Annotated in this window: 15 protein-coding genes; all 15 read right to left on the bottom strand. The window is 70.7% G+C overall.

The annotated features are described in order from the left end of the window. Positions 1-26: 26 nt before the first annotated feature. The gene (gene atpB / locus IE096_RS11995; protein WP_229820116.1) at positions 27-839 is read right to left on the bottom strand and encodes a F0F1 ATP synthase subunit A; all 813 of its coding nucleotides are present in this window, start codon (positions 837-839) and stop codon (positions 27-29) included. 264 nt (positions 840-1103) lie between these two features. Then, positions 1104-1541, bottom strand: a complete 438-nt coding sequence (locus tag IE096_RS12000; protein WP_189451411.1) for a Cg1360 family ATP-synthase-associated protein — start codon at positions 1539-1541, stop codon at positions 1104-1106. 263 nt (positions 1542-1804) lie between these two features. Further along, entirely contained in the window at positions 1805-3112 is a 1308-nt protein-coding gene (locus IE096_RS12005) for an MraY family glycosyltransferase (RefSeq protein WP_229820117.1), read from the bottom strand. A gap of 171 nt (positions 3113-3283) precedes the next feature. Next, positions 3284-4600 carry a serine hydroxymethyltransferase gene (gene glyA, locus IE096_RS12010; RefSeq protein WP_189451412.1) on the bottom strand — a complete coding sequence of 439 codons (1317 nt, stop codon included), beginning with the start codon at positions 4598-4600 and terminating at the stop codon, positions 3284-3286. A gap of 123 nt (positions 4601-4723) precedes the next feature. Next, positions 4724-5377: an arsenate reductase/protein-tyrosine-phosphatase family protein gene (locus IE096_RS12015; protein WP_189451413.1), complete on the bottom strand. Its 654-nt coding sequence runs from the start codon at positions 5375-5377 to the stop codon at positions 4724-4726. Next, entirely contained in the window at positions 5374-6021 is a 648-nt protein-coding gene (locus tag IE096_RS12020) for an L-threonylcarbamoyladenylate synthase (RefSeq protein WP_189451414.1), read from the bottom strand. The genes IE096_RS12015 and IE096_RS12020 overlap by 4 nt, the downstream gene beginning before the upstream one ends. A 65-nt stretch (positions 6022-6086) precedes the next feature. Then, a complete protein-coding gene (gene prmC / locus IE096_RS12025; RefSeq protein ID WP_189451415.1) occupies positions 6087-6932 on the bottom strand; it encodes a peptide chain release factor N(5)-glutamine methyltransferase in 846 nt (281 codons plus the stop codon). Positions 6933-6992: 60 nt separating this feature from the next. Next, positions 6993-8072: a peptide chain release factor 1 gene (gene prfA / locus IE096_RS12030; protein ID WP_189451416.1), complete on the bottom strand. Its 1080-nt coding sequence runs from the start codon at positions 8070-8072 to the stop codon at positions 6993-6995. A gap of 104 nt (positions 8073-8176) precedes the next feature. Then, the gene (rpmE, locus tag IE096_RS12035) at positions 8177-8398 is read right to left on the bottom strand and encodes a 50S ribosomal protein L31 (RefSeq protein WP_189451417.1); all 222 of its coding nucleotides are present in this window, start codon (positions 8396-8398) and stop codon (positions 8177-8179) included. A 155-nt stretch (positions 8399-8553) separates the two neighbouring features. After that, positions 8554-9666, bottom strand: a complete 1113-nt coding sequence (locus tag IE096_RS12040) for an LCP family protein (RefSeq protein ID WP_189451418.1) — start codon at positions 9664-9666, stop codon at positions 8554-8556. Positions 9667-9983: 317 nt separating this feature from the next. After that, positions 9984-12005, bottom strand: coding sequence for a transcription termination factor Rho (gene rho / locus IE096_RS12045; RefSeq protein WP_189451419.1), 2022 nt, complete (start codon positions 12003-12005; stop codon positions 9984-9986). 439 nt (positions 12006-12444) lie between these two features. Continuing rightward, positions 12445-13359, bottom strand: coding sequence for a homoserine kinase (gene thrB, locus IE096_RS12050; RefSeq protein ID WP_189451420.1), 915 nt, complete (start codon positions 13357-13359; stop codon positions 12445-12447). Positions 13360-13678: 319 nt separating this feature from the next. Further along, positions 13679-14770, bottom strand: coding sequence for a threonine synthase (gene thrC, locus IE096_RS12055; RefSeq protein WP_189451421.1), 1092 nt, complete (start codon positions 14768-14770; stop codon positions 13679-13681). 39 nt (positions 14771-14809) lie between these two features. After that, a complete protein-coding gene (locus IE096_RS12060; protein WP_189451422.1) occupies positions 14810-16102 on the bottom strand; it encodes a homoserine dehydrogenase in 1293 nt (430 codons plus the stop codon). A gap of 128 nt (positions 16103-16230) precedes the next feature. Then, positions 16231-17622, bottom strand: coding sequence for a diaminopimelate decarboxylase (lysA, locus tag IE096_RS12065; RefSeq protein ID WP_189451423.1), 1392 nt, complete (start codon positions 17620-17622; stop codon positions 16231-16233). Positions 17623-17637: the final 15 nt, after the last annotated feature.

Raw genomic sequence — 17637 nt, forward strand, 5'->3', positions numbered from 1 at the left:
GATGGGGGGGGCGGGAGCGGGCTGGCTCAGTGGTGCTCGGAGAGCGCGCCCTGGATGTAGCTGGTGGCCAGGAGGACGAAGATGTACGCCTGGACTGCCTGGATGAAGACCTCGAAGGCGGTCATCGCGACCGTCATCAGGAAGGACGCGCCGGCGTAGGCGATGCCGATGCCGTTCAGCAGGTACCAGCTGGCGATCGTGAACATCACGATGAGCAGGTGACCGGCGAACATGTTGGCGAAGAGCCGGACCGCGTGGGTGAAGGGCCGGATGATCAGGTTCGAGAGGCCCTCGATCACCACGATCAGCGGGAGGACCCAGCCCAGCTCCTTGTTGTAGCCGGTGATGTTCTTCCAGCCGCCCGTGAAACCGTGCTTCTTGAAGGTCAGGAAGACCCACATCACGTAGACGACCAGGGCCAGGCCGGCCGGGTAGGCGATGATCGACGTCACCGGGAACGAGGCCACCGGGATGATCGACCAGAGGTTCATGATCCAGACGAAGAAGAACAGCGAGACCATGAAGGGGACGTACTTGTCGCCCTGCTTCTTTCCGAGCGCCTCGTAGACGATTCCCCGGCGGACGAAGTCGTAGCCCGTCTCACCGATCATCTGCAGCTTGCCCGGGACCACCTTGGCCTTGCCGAACGCCGCCCAGAAGAACCCCACGACGACGAGCGAGCCGAGGATGGCCAGCAGCATCGGCTTGTTGAACTCGATACCGCCGATCTTGAAAAGCGGCTCGAAGACGAACGAGTGGAGGCCCGGGGCCGGGAAGCCGCACCCTTCGAAGATGTGGCAATCGGTCTCGAAGGCGAGCAGCGTCTGGTCAGCACTCACCGCGAGCTCCTTCAGCGTGGCGCATAGGTACGGCAACCTCGTTGTGTCGGCGCGGCGTGCAGCCACGGAACGGCACTGGACTGGACTTACGGATAGGGGTGCGGCAGGCCGGCCACGAGCCGGCGGTCATCGCAGGCGCCAGCTGCACGGGAAGCCGATTCGAACCCGTGGGACCCGGGGATTCGGCTGCCTGCGTCCGCTGCACCTCAGATGGCACCGGACGATAGCAGGTGAGCACACGAGCGTTTATCCCGGCCCTACCGGTCATGACGTCGACCCGGCCGGAGCGGACTTCTTGGCGTCTCCGGACTCGGGATCGACGTAAAGGATCTTCGCCTTCATGTAGGCGCGCGCCTGGGCCCCGATCCACACGAGGGTCGCGGCGAGCAGCGAGAAGGCGAAACTCTTGGTGTTGAAGAGCGTCGTGTCCTTGAACACCAGAAGGAAAACGGCCACGAGCAGGATCTGTGTCGTGTAAAGCAGCAGACCCATGGCCTGGAACAGGTGAGGCAGAAGCCGCGCGGTGCGGTTCAGGATGATCAGCCCCGTCCCCATGACGGCACCGGTGAGGAGCACGCCGATGGCAGCGCCGAGCCCACCCTTGCCGCCGGCGACCACGGCGCTGACGGCGACGGCGACCACGCCGACAACGGCGGTGGGGACGGCGCACTGAAGAAGCGTTCGGGCGTCGTTGGACTGCATGAAGGGTTTCTCCGGCGAAGGGTTGGAAGCAACGATTCGTCGTGAACGAGCGTATCCCCGGGAATGAGACGCGCAGCGCGACTGAAGGGCCGTCGCACTACGGTCCTTCGGCTCTACCAAGGGTTTCGTGAACGGTATCACAAACTATTTGATGAGGTCTTTACCTACATCGTGTGCCGCATGTCACACGCAGGGGTCAAGCACCTGGTCATGGGGCTGACGGAGCCAGTGGATCTCTGCTAATGCGGCGCCCTCGCGGGACCTCAGTGGTTGCTGCCGATCTTCCGGGCGTGGGCGAAACGCGACCGGTCGCCGATGGCCGTCGCCCCGTGCAGCCCGGCGGGCACCGGCTCCTCCTCGCCGCGGTCCTCCACCGTCGCCACGGGCACCGCAGCGACGGTCTTGCGCCGCCGGTAGCGCGGCGGAACGAACCGCTCCGCCCACCTGGGCGCCCGCGGCGTGAAGCGCGGCATCAGCAGCAGCACCAGGCCCATCGCGCTCAGGGCGACGATCAGCAGCAGCACCCAGACGCTCGCCGAGTTCACCGAGTAGGCCACCGTGCCGAAGGCGATCAGCGCCGACCAGAAGTACATGATGAACACGGCCCGGCTGTGCGAGTGGCCGAGCTCCAGCAGCCGGTGGTGGAGGTGCCCCCGGTCGGCGGCGAAGGGCGACTGCCCCTTCCAGGTACGCCGCACGATCGCCAGCAGCAGGTCGGCCACCGGCACCGCGATCACCGTCAGCGGCAGCAGCAGGGGGATGTAGACCGGCACCATCGCCTGGATGGCGGCCCGCTCCGAGCCCGCCCACAGTTTGAGGGCGTCGGGGTCGACCTGGCCCGTGATGGAGATGGCGCCGGCGGCCATGACCAGGCCGATGAGCATCGAGCCCGAGTCGCCCATGAAGATCCGCGCGGGGTGCATGTTGTGCGGCAGGAAGCCCAGGCACATGCCCATCAGCACGGCGGCGAAGAGCGTCGCGGGGGCGGCGGCCTCCAGGCCGTGGCCGAACCAGAGCCGGTAGGCGTACATGAAGAACGCGGCCGCGGCGATGCACACCATGCCCGAGGCCAGGCCGTCGAGGCCGTCGACGAAGTTCACGGCGTTGATGGTGATCACCACCAGCGCGACCGTCAGCAGCGTGCCCTGCATCGGCGTCAGCGAGACGGAGCCCACCCCGGGCACCGGGATCCACAGGATCGTCAGGCCCTGGAGCACCATGACGCCCGCGGCGATCATCTGACCGCCCAGCTTCACCAGGGCGTCCACGCCCCACTTGTCGTCCAGCACGCCGAGGATCCAGATGAGCCCGGCGCCGGAGAGCAGGGCCCGTGGCTCGTTGGAGAGCTCGAAGACGGACTTGAGGTTGGACAGGTGGGCGGCCATGAGCAGGCCCGCGCACAGTCCGCCGAACATCGCGATACCGCCGAGGCGGGGCGTCGGTTCCCGGTGGACGTCGCGCGCGCGGATCTCCGGCATGGCGCCGGCCACGATCGCGAACTTCCGCACCGGGCCCGTCAGCAGGTAGGTGACCGCCGCGGTGACGCACAACGTCAGCAGGTATTCACGCACGGGCTGCCCCAGGGATAGCGCTGGACATCACAGCCTCACACCATATTCGGGTCCGCCCCCGAACCGTGAACGGAGGGGAAGACGTAAGGTGCCCGGCCCCGGTTGCAAATGATCACAACTGGGCATGTTGTGGATCACCTCGGCCGGGCGGTGGCCTCTTGGGCGCCGGCCTCATCCTCCCGCGCGGTACGGCGGGAAGCCGGCGACCAGCTCGGCCACCTCCACCCGCAGCCGGCCCTCGGGGCGGTCGCCGCGCAGGGCGGCCCCCAGGAGGGCCGCCACGCGCTCCATCTCGGCCTCGCCCATCCCCTGGGTGGTGACGGCCGCCGTGCCCATCCGCAGGCCGCGTGCGGGCCCGGGAGAGAGCCCGCAGACATCCAGCACGATCCCGGCCGCCGCGAGCCTCCTGCGGGCCGTGGCGGCCTCCAGGGCCAGCGGGGAGACGTCCGCGACGACCAGGTGGGTGTCGGTGCCCCCGGTGACCACGCGCGGCCCCTCGGCGGCCAGTGCCCCGGCCAGGACCCGGGCGTTGGCCGTGACCCGGTGGACGTAGTCGGTGAAGGCCGGCGCCATGGCCTCGCCGAAGGCGACGGCCTTCGCCGCGACGGTGTTCATCTGGGCGCCGCCCTGGCTGAACGGGAAGACCGCCCGGTCCACCCGGTCCGCGAGCCGGGCGCCGCACAGCAGCAGCCCGCCGCGCGGCCCGCGCAGCACCTTGTGGGTGGTGCCGCAGACGATGTCGGCGTACGGGACGGGGTTGGGGGCCGCTCCCCCGGCGATCAGCCCCATGGGGTGCGCGGCGTCGACGATCAGATACGCGCCCACCTCGTCGGCGATCTCGCGGAACGCCGCGTAGTCCGGGTGGCGGGGGTAGGACGTCGAGCCGCAGACGATGGCGCGGGGCCGCCGCTCGCGCGCCAGGGCGCGCAGCTCCGCGTAGTCGATGAGGCCGGTGTCCGGGTCGGTGCCGTAGCCGGCGAAGTCGAACCAGCGGCCGGAGAAGTTGGCGGGCGAGCCGTGGGTGAGGTGGCCGCCCTCCCGCAGGGCCAGGGCCAGGACCGTGTCGCCGGGGCGCAGCAGGGCCGCGTAGGCGGCGAGGACGGCGGCGGTGCCGGAGTGCGGCTGGACGTTGGCGTGCTCGGCGCCGAAGAGGGCCCTGGCGCGTTCGACGGCGGTGCGCTCGGCGAGGTCGACGAGCTCGCAGCCGCCGTGGTGGCGGGCGCCGGGGTAGCCCTCGGCGTACTTGTTGCTCAGCGGGGAGCCGAGGGCGGCGAGGACGGCCGGGGAGGTGAAGTTCTCCGCGGCGATGAGCTGGAGCCCGGTCGCCTGGCGCTCGGCCTCGGCGAGGAGGAGCCCGGCGAGTTCGGGGTCGGTGCGGGTGAGCGCGGCGAAACCGCGTCCCCAGGCGGGGAGCGCCGGGGGCCGGGTCCCGGTCGCGGTGGCACGGGACGTGCCGGCGTCCCTGGTGGGCGTGGGGCTGATGGTCATCGCTGGCTCCGGGCTGTGCGGCGCGACGGTCTCAGGACCCACTGTAGGCCCGCGATCGGGCGATTTGTCCGATTGTGGGGTGGTATATCGCGCGGCGGCGGACCACCCGGCGCGAGGCGGGGCTCAGGCCCGGGTGGAGACTCCCGTGAGCGCGGTGACGACCGGGTCGAGCGCCTGGTTGATCTCGTCGCCGATGGAGCGGAAGAAGGTGATCGGGGCGCCGTAGGGGTCGTGGACCTCGTCGGCCTCCGCGTTGGGCGCCAGCAGCCAGCCGCGCAGGGCGGCGGCGGCCTGCACCAGGGCGCGGGCGCGCTCGACCACCCCGCCGGCCCGCTCGGGGTCCGGGAGGGTCGTGGGGTCTATGGCCCGCACCAGCCGGGTGAACTCCTTCAGCGTGAAGGTGCGCAGGCCCGCCGAGTGCCCCATGGAGATGACCTGGGCGCGGTGGTCGCGGGTGGCGGTCAGGACCAGGTCGGCGCGGATGACGTGCTCGTCGAGGAGCTCACGGCCGATGAAGCCGTGGGGATCCGCGCCGAGGTCGGCCAGGACGGTGGCCGCGTGGGCCTCCATGGGCGCGCCCTCGTGGCCCCAGGTGCCCGCGCTCTCCACCACCAGGCCGCCCGCGTAGGGGTCGCCGAGCCGGCGGGTGAGGGCATGGCGGGTCAGCCGCTCGGTGATGGGCGAGCGGCAGACGTTGCCGGTGCTGACGTGGAGGATGCGGAAGGTGTCGGTGGAGGTGTCCGGTCCCGCTATGCCACGCCCCTGCGGGGCGATCAATTGGCCACCTCGAGATCGGGTACCACCTCGCGGAGCTGCTCGGCGCTGATGGCGCCGGCGCGCAGCAGGACGGGCACCTTGCCGGTGACGTCCACGATGGAGGACGGCACGTCGGCGGGGGTCGGGCCGCCGTCGAGGTAGACGGAGACCGAGTCGCCCAGCATGTCCTGCGCGGCGTCGCAGCTCTGCGGCGCGGGGTGGCCGGTGAGGTTGGCGCTGGAGACGGCCATGGGCCCGAACTCGCTCAGCAGCTCGATGGCCACCGGGTGCAGCGGCATCCGGATCGCGACGGTGCCGCGGGTCTCGCCGAGGTCCCAGGTCAGCGACGGCTGGTGCTTGGCGACGAGGGTGAGGGCGCCGGGCCAGAAGGCGTCGACGAGCTCCCACGCCTGCTCGGAGAAGTCGGTGACCAGGCCGTGGAGGGTGTTCGGGGAGCCGACGAGGACGGGCGAGGGCATGCCCCGGCCCCGGCCCTTGGCGTGCAGGAGGTCGCCGACGGCCTCGCGGCTGAAGGCGTCCGCACCGATGCCGTAGACGGTGTCGGTGGGCAGCACGACCAGCTCGCCGCGGCGGACCGCGGCGGCCGCTTCGCGCAGGCCGGTCTTGCGGTCGGTCGCGTCGCTGCAGTCGTATCGCCGTGCCATCTAACGGACCTCCTCGTACGGAATCTCTGTCTGGTGTCGTTCGCCGGTGACGGCCGCCGGGACCATCAGGGCATCGCCTTGCGGGCGGTCGCGAAGCGGGGGCGGTTGTTGAGGTCGGGGTGGTCGGCCGCGTCGGCCCAGCCCCGCTCCTCGGTGAAGATCCACGGCACCTGGCCGCCCTGGGTGTCGGCGTGCTCGATGACGACGACGCCGCCGGGACGCAGCAGCCGGTGCGCGGTGCGCTCCAGGCCGCGGATGGTGTCCAGGCCGTCCTCGCCGGAGAACAGGGCGAGTTCGGGGTCGTAGTCGCGGGCTTCGGGGGCGACGTACTCCCACTCGGTGAGCGGGATGTACGGCGGGTTGGAGATGACCAGGTCGACCTGGCCGTCCAGCTCGGGCAGGGCCGTCAGGGCGTTGCCCTGGTGGAGCCGGACCCGGGTGCCCTCGGTGTTCTTGCGGGCCCAGGAGTGGGCGGTCTCGTCCAGCTCCACGGCGTGCACGCGCGAGCGCGGCACCTCCTGGGCGAGGGCGAGCGCGATGGCGCCGGAGCCCGTGCACAGATCGACGATCAGGGGCTCGACGACGTCCATGGCCCGTACGGCGTCTATGGCCCAGCCGACGACCGACTCGGTCTCCGGGCGGGGCACGAAGACGCCGGGGCCGACCTGGAGCTCCAGATAGCGGAAGAAGGCCCGCCCGGTGATGTGCTGGAGCGGCTCACGGGCCTCACGGCGCGCGACGACCTCCCAGTACCGGGCGTCGAAGTCGGCGTCCTTGACGTTGTGGAGCTCCCCCCGCTTGACGCCGTGGACGAACGCGGCGAGTTCCTCCGCGTCGAAGCGGGGGGAAGGTACGCCGGCGTCGGCCAGCCGCTGGGTGGCCTGGGCCACCTCGGCGAGCAGCAGGTTCACTGGGCCTTCCTCACTTCTTGTCGGGCGCCGGGTCGGCGGGGCGTGCGGTCGGGGCGGAGATTACTGGTTGTCGGCGAGCTTCGCCGCCGAGTCCGCGTCGACGCACGCCTGGATGACCGCGTCCAGCTCGCCGTCGAGCACCTGGTCCAAGTTGTACGCCTTGAAACCGACACGGTGGTCCGAAATGCGGTTTTCCGGGAAGTTGTAGGTGCGGATCTTCTCGGAACGGTCGACGGTGCGCACCTGGCTGCGGCGCGCGTCCGCGGCCTCGGCCTCGGCCTTCTCCTGGGCGGCGGCCAGCAGCCGGGAGCGCAGGATGCGCAGGGCCTGCTCCTTGTTCTGGAGCTGGCTCTTCTCGTTCTGGCAGGAGGCGACCACACCGGTGGGCAGGTGGGTGATGCGCACGGCGGAGTCGGTGGTGTTCACGGACTGGCCGCCGGGGCCGGAGGAGCGGTAGACGTCGATGCGGAGATCGTTCATGTTGATCTCGACGTCGACCTCCTCGGCCTCGGGCGTGACGAGCACGCCGGCCGCGGAGGTGTGGATCCGGCCCTGGGACTCGGTGGCGGGCACGCGCTGGACGCGGTGGACGCCGCCCTCGTACTTCAGCCGGGCCCAGACGCCCTGGCCGGGCTCGGTGGCGCCGTTGCCGCCCTTGGTCTTGATGGCGACCTGGACGTCCTTGTAGCCGCCGAGCTCGGACTCGGTGGAGTCGATGATCTCGGTCTTCCAGCCCACGCGCTCGGCGTAGCGCAGGTACATCCGCAGCAGGTCGCCCGCGAAGAGCGCGGACTCGTCGCCGCCGGCGCCGGCCTTGACCTCGAGGATGACGTCCTTGTCGTCGCTGGGGTCGCGCGGGACCAGCAGCAGGCGGAGCTTCTCGGTGAGCTCCTCGCGGCCGCGCTCCAGCTCCTTCACCTCGGCGGCGAAGTCGGGGTCCTCGGCGGCGAGCTCGCGCGCCGTGGCGATGTCCTCGCCGGCCTGCTTCCAGGCGCGGTAGGTCCCGACGATCGGGGTCAGCTCGGCGTAGCGCTTGTTGAGCTTGCGGGCGTTGGCCTGGTCCGCGAACACGGCGGGGTCGGCGAGCCGCTTCTCGAGGTCGGCGTGCTCGCCGATCAGTTCCTCGACTGCCTCGAACATCAAGTTTCCCTAGCTGCTGGAAGTGACGGGCCTGCTGGACGACAAAGCGCCGGTCCGGGCGCCCAGGGTGAACTGGGCGCCCGAGGACCGGCGCCTGCGGGTCGCTACTTCTTGGCCGCGGCCTGCTTGCCGAAGCGGGCCTCGAACCGCGCCACACGGCCACCGGTGTCGAGGATCTTCTGCTTGCCCGTGTAGAACGGGTGGCACTCGGAGCAGACCTCGGCGCGGATGTTGCCGGCGGCGATGGTGCTACGAGTGGTGAAGGAGGCGCCACAGGTGCAGCTGACCTGGGTCTCCACGTACTCCGGGTGGATGTCGCGCTTCAAGGGTTCTCCTAGGTTCGGGAGGGCTCCGGGTCGCACAGGCGGGATTGCCGTACGTGAACCGGGGCCGACGTACCAGTCTGCCAGTACTGGCCGTATCCCCCAAAACGGGGGGTGGCCGCCGGATATTCCCGCAGCTCGGACGGGGGACGCCGGGGCTACTTGACGACGCCGTCGGCCTGGGTCTTCGCCCCGTCGCCGTCCTTGACGGCCGCCTCGGGGATCTGCTGGTCGTTCTTCAGCGCCTGCCACAGGAGCGTGGACTGCTCCGTGAGCGGGACCACGCGGTCCTGGTCGCGGGGGTCGGGGCCCACGGGGAGGGTCACCATGTGCATGTTCTCCGAGCTGATGCCCTTGAGGCTGTTCGCGAAGCCGTAGAGCTTGTCGACGGAGGCCAGGTCCTTGTCGGTGGTCAGCGACTTGGTGGCGGCGTCGGCGATGCCGTAGAGCTTGGTGGGGCTGGTGAACAGGCCGATGGACTTCACCTGGTTGATCAGCGCCTTGATGAAGGCCTGCTGGAGCTTGATCCGGCCGAGGTCGCTGCCGTCGCCCACGCCGTGGCGGGTGCGGACCAGGCCGAGGGACTGCTCGCCGTTGAGCTTGTGGGTGCCCGCGTCCAGCTTGAGGTGGCTCCACTTGTCGTTGATGGGCTTGGTGGTGGTGACCTCCACGCCGCCCAGGTTGTCGATCAGCTTCTGGAAGCCGGCGAAGTCGACCTCCATGTAGTGGTCCATGCGGATGTCGGTCATCGCCTCGACGGTCTTGACCGCGCAGACGGCGCCGCCGATCGAGTACGCCTCGTTGAACTGCTCGCGCTTGACCGCCGGGGCCGTCTTGCCGCTCGGGGTCACGCACTCGGGACGGGAGACGATGGTGTCGCGCGGGATGGAGACGACGCTGGCCTTCTGGTGACCCGCGTAGACGTGGACGATCATCGCCGTGTCGGAGCGGGAGCTGCCCTCGTCCCGGCCGTACTTGTTGTTCGCGCCGGCCCGGGAGTCGGAGCCGAGGACCAGGATGTCCATCGAGCCGTTGTCGATGTTCTGGGGCCGGTTCTTGCCCAGCGCGCCGTTGATGTCGACGCTGCTGAGGTTGCCGTTGAGCTTGAAGTAGAGGAACCCCGCGCCGGTGCCGCCGAGCAGCACCAGGGCGCCGGCGCTCCAGGCGGCTATTCGGCGGCCCTTGCGGCGCACGGGAGGCTTGCGGCGGCGACCGCGCCCCCCGGCACGGCGGCGGTGCGAAGCCCGCGAACCCCTGCTGTCGTCGGCCATGCGCTCCTCAGTCCTTCGCTGTACGTTCGCCCCCTGCTGGTTGACGGGGAAGTCTGCGTCAGGGTTGCACAGCGGATTCTGAGGACCGTCTTAGAAAACCTGTGGCGAAAGTGCGCCGTGTGATCGCGTTCCGCCCACTGCCACCTGCGATTTCGGTCATTCCGGGGGCACCGGTTCCGGCCATTTCGGCGGCGTCCCGCTGTGGCGGATATCTCAAAAGGTCACGGGAAGATCACAAAAAACGGAACCTCCCCCGTCATGGAGGTGACGGGGGAGGTTCCGCGGGCCCGTGAGGCCCTGACGGCGGTCGCCGGGGATCAGTCGTTGCCGTTGGCCGGCGACGGCGTGGTCTTGGCGATCTGCATCAGGAACTCGGCGTTGGACTTCGTCTGCTTCATCTTGTCGAGGAGCAGCTCGATGGCCTGCTGCGAGTCCAGCGCGTGGAGCACCCGGCGGAGCTTCCAGACGATGGACAGCTCCTCGCCGCCCAGCAGGATCTCCTCCTTGCGGGTGCTGGAGGCGTCCACGTCCACGGCCGGGAAGATGCGCTTGTCCGAGAGCTTCCGGTCGAGCTTGAGCTCCATGTTGCCGGTGCCCTTGAACTCCTCGAAGATCACCTCGTCCATCCGCGAGCCGGTCTCGACCAGCGCGGTGGCCAGGATGGTCAGCGAGCCGCCGTCCTCGATGTTGCGCGCGGCACCGAAGAACTTCTTCGGCGGGTAGAGCGCCGTGGAGTCGACACCACCGGACAGGATGCGGCCCGAGGCCGGGGCGGCCAGGTTGTACGCGCGGCCCAGACGGGTGATCGAGTCCAGCAGGACGACCACGTCGTGACCCAGCTCCACGAGGCGCTTGGCGCGCTCGATGGCCAGCTCGGCGACCGTGGTGTGGTCCTCGGCGGGGCGGTCGAAGGTCGAGGAGATGACCTCGCCCTTGACCGACCGCTGCATGTCGGTGACCTCTTCCGGACGCTCGTCGACCAGGACGACCATCAGGTGGCACTCGGGGTTGTTGGTGGTGATCGCGTTGGCGATCGCCTGCATGATCATGGTCTTGCCGGTCTTCGGCGGGGCCACGATCAGACCGCGCTGGCCCTTGCCGATGGGGGCGACCAGGTCGATGATGCGGGTCGTCAGCACGCCCGGGTCCGTCTCCAGCCGCATGCGGTCCTGCGGGTAGAGCGGGGTGAGCTTGCCGAACTCGGGACGGCCGCGGCCGGTCTCGGGCGCCATGCCGTTGACCGAGTCCAGACGGACGAGCGCGTTGAACTTCTCGCGGCGCTCGCCGTCCTTCGGCTGCCGGACCGCGCCGGTGACGTGGTCGCCCTTGCGCAGGCCGTTCTTGCGGACCTGGGCCAGGGAGACGTAGACGTCGTTCGGGCCCGGCAGGTAGCCGGAGGTCCGGATGAAGGCGTAGTTGTCGAGGATGTCGAGGATGCCCGCGACGGGGATCAGCACGTCGTCGTCGGCGAGCTGCGGCTCACCGGCGCCGAACTCCTCGCGGCCACGACGGCCACGACGGTCGCGGTAGCGGCCGCGACGGCCACGACGGCCACCGTCGAAGTCGTCCTCGTCCTGCGGGCCGCCCTGGGGGCCGCGGTCGCGCTGCTGCTGACGGTCGCCACGCTGCTGCTGACCGGCCTCGCCGTCGCGGCCGCCACGGCGGTCGCGCTCACGGCGCTCGCCGCGCTCGCCACGCTCACGGCGCTCGCCCTTCTGGCCGCGCTCGGCACGGTCCTGGCGCTCGCCCTTGGCCTTGCCCTCGGCGGTGTCGACAGCGGCCTCGGCCTTGGCCTCGGCGCGCTCCTCGACGCGGACCTCGGCCTTGGCCTCGGTACGGGCCTCGGCGGCGGCCTGCTCGGGGCTGCCCGCGGGGGCGGTGGCGCGCCGGCGACGGCGCTCACCGGCCGGCGCCTCGTCCCCGGCCGGCTGGCCCGGGATCTCGATCTGCTGCTGGGCAGCCTTCTCGGCGGGCTTCTCGGCCGCGGCCTCGCCCGTACGGGCCCGGGAGGTCGCACGGCGCTTCGGCTTGGCCTCGGCCGCCGCCGCGGCGGCCTCGGTCTTGGCGGGCGCGGCGGCGCCGCCACCGGCCTGCTTCTCCTTGATGACCTCGATCAGCTGGCCTTTGCGCATCCGCGCGGTGCCCTTGATGCCGAGGCCGGAAGCGAGCTGCTGGAGCTCGGCCAGGACCATGGCGTCGAGGCCGGTGCCCGAGCGGCGCCGCTTGGGGGCGGTGGCAGCACCGGTGGCGGGCGCGGCGGGAGCGTCCGTGGCGGGCGCGGAGGCATTGCCGACGGAGCTGTCGGCGTTCACGCCCATCAGATCGGTGGTGTCGCTCACGAAGGGGTCCTTCCCTGGAGCGGGCGTCGGCCTGTCTGGCTCGGCGACCGGTTGTGCTGTCCGGCTGCGGTCCTTCGTCGCGGACCGGGCCGGGGCGGTGGTCCGCCGGTTGTCACGGCGGAAGAAATCAGTGCGTTGCTACCGGCGTGAAGAATGAGGGAAGGGCACGACATAACGCTTCACTCATGTCGCCCACGCCGATTCCGGAGCGTGCTCGAAACTGCTCAGGCAGGCTGCTCAGGCAGTTGGGGAGGCTCCCGGAAGAAAAGCGGTCCCTGATCGGGACACAGAGCACCGAGCCGATGTGGCTTCGGGTGCAGACTTGAGGTTAACACTACCGGATCCCACGAACATTCCCCCTCTCCAAGACCGGCAATCGTGTTTTTTCCTGGCCCGGGACACCCCCTGGACGCCCCGGGCACCGCTGTCTCGCCGCTGGTCAGGCGAGCGGCAGCACGCTCGTCCCCCCGGAGTCGAGGGCCAGGCGGTTCGCCGCCCATCCCTCGCCCGCCAGCCGTGCGACCTTGTCGGCCGCACCGTCCTCGACCAGCGCGAGCACCGTGGGGCCCGCGCCGGAGATGACCGCGGGGACGCCGTCCGCCCGCAGTCGGTTGACCAGGGCCACGCTCTCCGGCATCGCCGGAGCGCGGTACTCCTGGTGGAGCCGGTCCTCGGTGGCCGGCAGCAGCAGCTCGGGACGCCTGGTCAGGGCCTCGACGAGGAGTGCGGCACGCCCGGCGTTGGCGGCCGCGTCCACATGGGGGACGCTGCGCGGCAACAGGCCCCGCGCGGTCTCCGTGAGCACGGCGGCCGACGGTACGAAGACCACCGGAACGATGGAATCCGCCGGGTCCATCCGAATGGCCCGCGCCACCCCGGACTCCATCCAGGCGAGGGTGAACCCGCCCAGCAGACAGGCCGCGACGTTGTCCGGGTGGCCCTCGATCTCGGTGGCCAGCTCCAGCATGGCCGCCTCGTCGAGCTTCTCGGCCCCGCCTATGGTCACCGCGCGGGCGGCGACGATGCCCGCGCAGATGGCGGCGGAGGAGGAGCCGAGACCCCGGCCGTGCGGAATGCGGTTGGCGCAGACGACCTCCAGGCCGCGCGGCTGGCCGCCGAGCAGGTCGAAGGTCGTGCGCAGGGACCGTACGAGCAGGTGACTCTCGTCGCGCGGGAGGGTTTCGGCGCCCTCACCGGCGATGTCGATGTGGAGCCCCGATTCCGCCACCCGGACCACGACATCGTCGTAGAGACCCAGGGACAGGCCGAGGGCGTCGAAGCCGGGACCGAGATTGGCGCTGGTGGCGGGGGTGCGCACTCGGACGGCAGCGGCGCGGAAGGCGGGACCGGCCATCGCTCGATGACTCTCCTTGGTGTGGCCGTGGTTGATGGCATGCGACATCCGCAAGGGCCGCGACGGCGATACCGCGTGGGGACGGCACGATCAGCGACGGGGCGGAGTGAACACAGCCTATCGAAGGAAGGTTCAGTGGCGACATAGGGCGCACAGGAGGCGCACGATGCGTGTCGCACTGCTACCTGTGCATCTGTCGGCTTTGCCGCAGGTGTGGGCAATCGTTCCGCAGGGCTGGGGGCACCTCCCAGCGGTAGCTGGGGGAGGGTGGGCACACCGGAACACCGGCCCGCACCACCCCGCTCCGCCCCACCGGGCGTCAGACGAGCCCGAGCTCCCGCGCAGCGACCCCGGCATCCACCGGAACGGTAAGCGGCTGCGGCGCCCCCGCCACCGCCCAATCAGGATCCTTGAGCCCATTGCCCGTGACCGTGCACACGATCTTCTGCCCGGGATCGACGAGCCCCAGCTCGGCGGCCTTCAGCAGCCCGGCGACCGACGCCGCCGAAGCCGGCTCGACGAAAACACCCTCCCGCGACGCCAACATCCGGTAGGCCGCGAGAATCTGTCGGTCGGTCACCTCATCGATCAGCCCACCGGACTCGTCCCGCGCGGCCTCCGCGAACTCCCAGGAAGCCGGATTCCCGATCCGGATCGCGGTGGCGATGGTGTGCGGCTCCTTCACCGGCTCCCCCCGCACGATCGGCGCGGAACCGGAAGCCTGGAATCCCCACATCCGCGGGTTGTGGGTCGAGACCTTGTCGGCCGCGTACTCGCGGTATCCACGCCAGTAGGCCGTGATGTTCCCCGCGTTACCCACGGGAAGCACGTGAATGTCCGGGGCATCGCCCAGCGCGTCCACGATCTCGAACGCGGCCGTCTTCTGCCCCTCGATGCGCACCGGGTTGACCGAATTCACCAGCGCCACGGGGTAGTTCTCGGAGAGCCCGCGCGCCAGCGTCAGGCAGTCGTCGAAGTTGCCGTCGACCTGGAGGATGCGGGCGCCGTGGACGAGCGCCTGCCCCATCTTCCCCAGGGCGATCTTGCCCTGGGGCACCAGGACGGCGCAGACCATGCCGGCGCGTACGGCGTAGGCGGCGGCGGAGGCGGAGGTGTTGCCCGTGGAGGCGCAGATGACCGCGCGCGCTCCCTCTTCCTTCGCCCGGGTGATGGCCATGGTCATGCCGCGGTCCTTGAAGGACCCGGTGGGGTTGGCGCCCTCGACCTTGAGGTGGACCTCGCAGCCCGTGAGCTCGGAGAGCACCTGGGCGGGGACGAGCGGGGTGCCGCCCTCCCGCAGGGTGACGACGGGGGTGTCGGCGGTGACCGGAAGACGGTCGCGGTATTCCTCGATGATGCCGCGCCACTGGTGGGTGCCGGAAGCGGCGGGACGGCTGTTGTTGGCAGACATTGCTCTCGTTATCCCTTGTTCCCTGCTTCGCCTGACGCCTTACTCACCCTCGACCCGCATGATGCTGGCCACGTCGCGCACCGTGTCCAGCTTGCGGAGGGCCTCGACCGTGGCCGACAGGGCCGCGTCGGTGGCCCGGTGGGTGACGACGACGAGGGATGCCTCGCCGTCCTTGCCCTGCTGGCGGACCGTGTCGATGGAGACGCCGTGCTCGGCGAAGACCGTGGCGACCTGGGCCAGCACACCCGGCTTGTCGGCCACGTCGAGGCTGATGTGGTAGCGGGTGACCACCTCGCCCATGGCGGAGACCGGCAGGCGCGTGTAGGCGGACTCGCCGGGGCCGGTGGCCTCGGCGACCTTGTTGCGGCAGACGGCGACGAGGTCGCCGAGGACGGCGGAGGCGGTCGGCGCGCCGCCCGCGCCCGGGCCGTAGAACATCAGCTGGCCGGCCGCGTCCGCCTCGATGAAGACGGCGTTGTACGCCTCGCGCACCGACGCCAGCGGGTGGGTCAGCGGGATCATCGCGGGGTGGACGCGGGCGGAGACGGACTTCCCGTCGGCGGCCCGCTCGCAGATGGCGAGGAGCTTGATGGTGCAGCCCATCTGCTTCGCGGAGGCGAAGTCCGCGGCGGTGACCTCCGTCATGCCCTCGCGATGGACGTCGTCCAGCCGCACCCGGGTGTGGAAGGCGATGCCGGCGAGGATCGCGGCCTTCGCGGCGGCGTCGAAGCCCTCGACGTCGGCGGTCGGGTCGGCCTCGGCGTAGCCGAGTGCGGTGGCCTCGTCGAGCGCCTCGGAGTAGCCCGCGCCGCTCGAGTCCATCTTGTCGAGGATGAAGTTGGTGGTGCCGTTGACGATGCCGAGCACCCGGTTGACCCGGTCGCCGGCGAGGGACTCGCGCAGCGGCCGGACCAGCGGGATGGCACCGGCGACGGCGGCCTCGTAGTAGAGGTCCACGCCGTGCTGCTCGGCGGCGGCGTGGAGGGCCGCGCCGTCCTGCGCGAGGAGCGCCTTGTTGGCGGAGACGACGCTGGCGCCGTGCTCGAAGGCGGTGGTGATGAGGGAGCGCGCGGGCTCGATGCCGCCGATGACCTCGATGACGACGTCGATGTCGCCGCGTTTGACGAGGGCGGTGGCGTCGGTGGTGATCAGCTCCTGCGGCACCCCCTCGCGCACCCGGTCGGGGCGGCGCACGGCGATGCCGACGAGCTCGACGGGCGCCCCGATGCGCTGCGTGAGGTCGTCCGCGTGCGTCGTCATGATGCGCGTCACCTCAGAGCCGACGACTCCACAGCCCAGCAGCGCCACCTTCAGCGGACGCGTACGCATCATCCGACCTCGTTTCTCAATACACCTTCGGTTGACCCACAGTCTCACCCACTGGACGGGGAATTCCTCCCCGTCCAGTATCCGAGACCGCTGTCACCCAGGATTTTTTCTTCTGTTTCCGGTTTTTTTCGTCAGCCGACGTCGAGACGGAGGAGGTCCTCCTCCGTCTCCCGCCGGACGATCACTCGCGCCCCGCCGTCCCGGACGGCGACGACCGGGGGGCGCAGCGCGTGGTTGTAGTTGCTCGCCATGGAGCGGCAGTAGGCGCCGGTGGCGGGGACGGCGAGGAGGTCGCCGGGGGCCACGTCGGCGGGGAGGAAGGCGTCCCGTACGACGATGTCGCCGCTCTCGCAGTGCTTGCCGACGACGCGGGAGAGCATCGGTTCGGCGGTGGAGGCGCGGGAGACGAGGGCGACGGAGTAGTCGGCGTCGTAGAGCGCGGTGCGGATGTTGTCGGACATGCCGCCGTCGACGCTGACGTACGTCCGCAGTCCGGGTAGCTCCTTGGTGGTGCCGACCTCGTAGAGCGTGAAGGCGGTGGGGCCGACGATGGCGCGCCCCGGCTCGACGGAGATCCGGGGCACGGCGAGCCCGGCGGCGCCGCACTCGCGGGTGACGATCTCGCGCAGGGCGACGGCGATCTCGTGCGGCTCGCGCGGGTCGTCGTCGGCGGTGTAGGCGATGCCGAGGCCGCCGCCGAGGTCGATCTCGGGGAGCTCGACGCCGTGCTCGTCGCGGACCTGCCGCAGGAGCCCGACGACGCGGTGGGCGGCGACCTCGAAGCCGGAGGTGTCGAAGATCTGCGAGCCGATGTGGGAGTGGATGCCGAGGAGCTCGAGCCCGTCGAGCTTGAGCGCCCTGCGGACGGCCTCGGCGGCCTGCCCGCCGGCCAGCGGGAGCCCGAACTTCTGGTCCTCGTGGGCGGTGGCGATGAACTCGTGGGTGTGCGCCTCGACGCCGACCGTCACCCGGATCAGTACGCCCTGGCGCTTGCCGAGCCGCTCGGCGATGTGCGCGACGCGCACGATCTCCTGGAAGGAGTCGACGACGATCCGGCCCACGCCGGCCTCGACGGCGCGGGTGATCTCGTCGGTGGACTTGTTGTTGCCGTGGAGGGCGATGCGCTCGGCGGGCATCCCGGCGTCGAGGGCGGTGGCGAGCTCGCCGCCGGAGCAGACGTCGAGGTTGAGGTTCTCCTCGTGCAGCCAGCGGACGACGGCGCGGGAGAGGAACGCCTTCCCGGCGTAGAAGACATCGGCGTCGGGCCCGAAGGCGTCCCGCCAGGCGCGGCACCGCGCCCGGAAGTCGTCCTCGTCGAGGACGTAGGCGGGCGTGCCGAACTCCTCGGCGAGCCGCTTGACGTCCATCCCGCCGACGGTGACGACGCCGTCGTCGCCACGGGCGACGGTCCGGGACCAGACACGGGGGTCGAGCTCGTTGAGGTCGGTGGGCGGCGCGACGTAGTGGCCCTCGGGAAGGACGTCGGCGTAGCGGGGCCCGGCGGGGTGGGCGGAACGGCTCATGACTGGCGATCCCCT

It is taken from the genome of Streptomyces abikoensis (genome assembly GCF_014648775.1).
GTDB lineage: Bacteria > Actinomycetota > Actinomycetes > Streptomycetales > Streptomycetaceae > Streptomyces > Streptomyces abikoensis.

Bases quoted from the DNA above. Each gene is read 5' to 3' on its own strand.
- glyA (WP_189451412.1), bottom strand. From the start codon at position 4,600: ATGACCATCAGCCCCACGCCCACCAGGGACGCCGGCACGTCCCGTGCC.
- IE096_RS12000 (WP_189451411.1), bottom strand. From the start codon at position 1,541: ATGCAGTCCAACGACGCCCGAACGCTTCTTCAGTGCGCCGTCCCCACC.
- IE096_RS12040 (WP_189451418.1), bottom strand. From the start codon at position 9,666: ATGGCCGACGACAGCAGGGGTTCGCGGGCTTCGCACCGCCGCCGTGCC.
- prfA (WP_189451416.1), bottom strand. From the start codon at position 8,072: ATGTTCGAGGCAGTCGAGGAACTGATCGGCGAGCACGCCGACCTCGAG.
- thrB (WP_189451420.1), bottom strand. From the start codon at position 13,359: ATGGCCGGTCCCGCCTTCCGCGCCGCTGCCGTCCGAGTGCGCACCCCC.
- IE096_RS12020 (WP_189451414.1), bottom strand. From the start codon at position 6,021: ATGGCACGGCGATACGACTGCAGCGACGCGACCGACCGCAAGACCGGC.
- IE096_RS12060 (WP_189451422.1), bottom strand. From the start codon at position 16,102: ATGATGCGTACGCGTCCGCTGAAGGTGGCGCTGCTGGGCTGTGGAGTC.
- lysA (WP_189451423.1), bottom strand. From the start codon at position 17,622: ATGAGCCGTTCCGCCCACCCCGCCGGGCCCCGCTACGCCGACGTCCTT.
- thrC (WP_189451421.1), bottom strand. From the start codon at position 14,770: ATGTCTGCCAACAACAGCCGTCCCGCCGCTTCCGGCACCCACCAGTGG.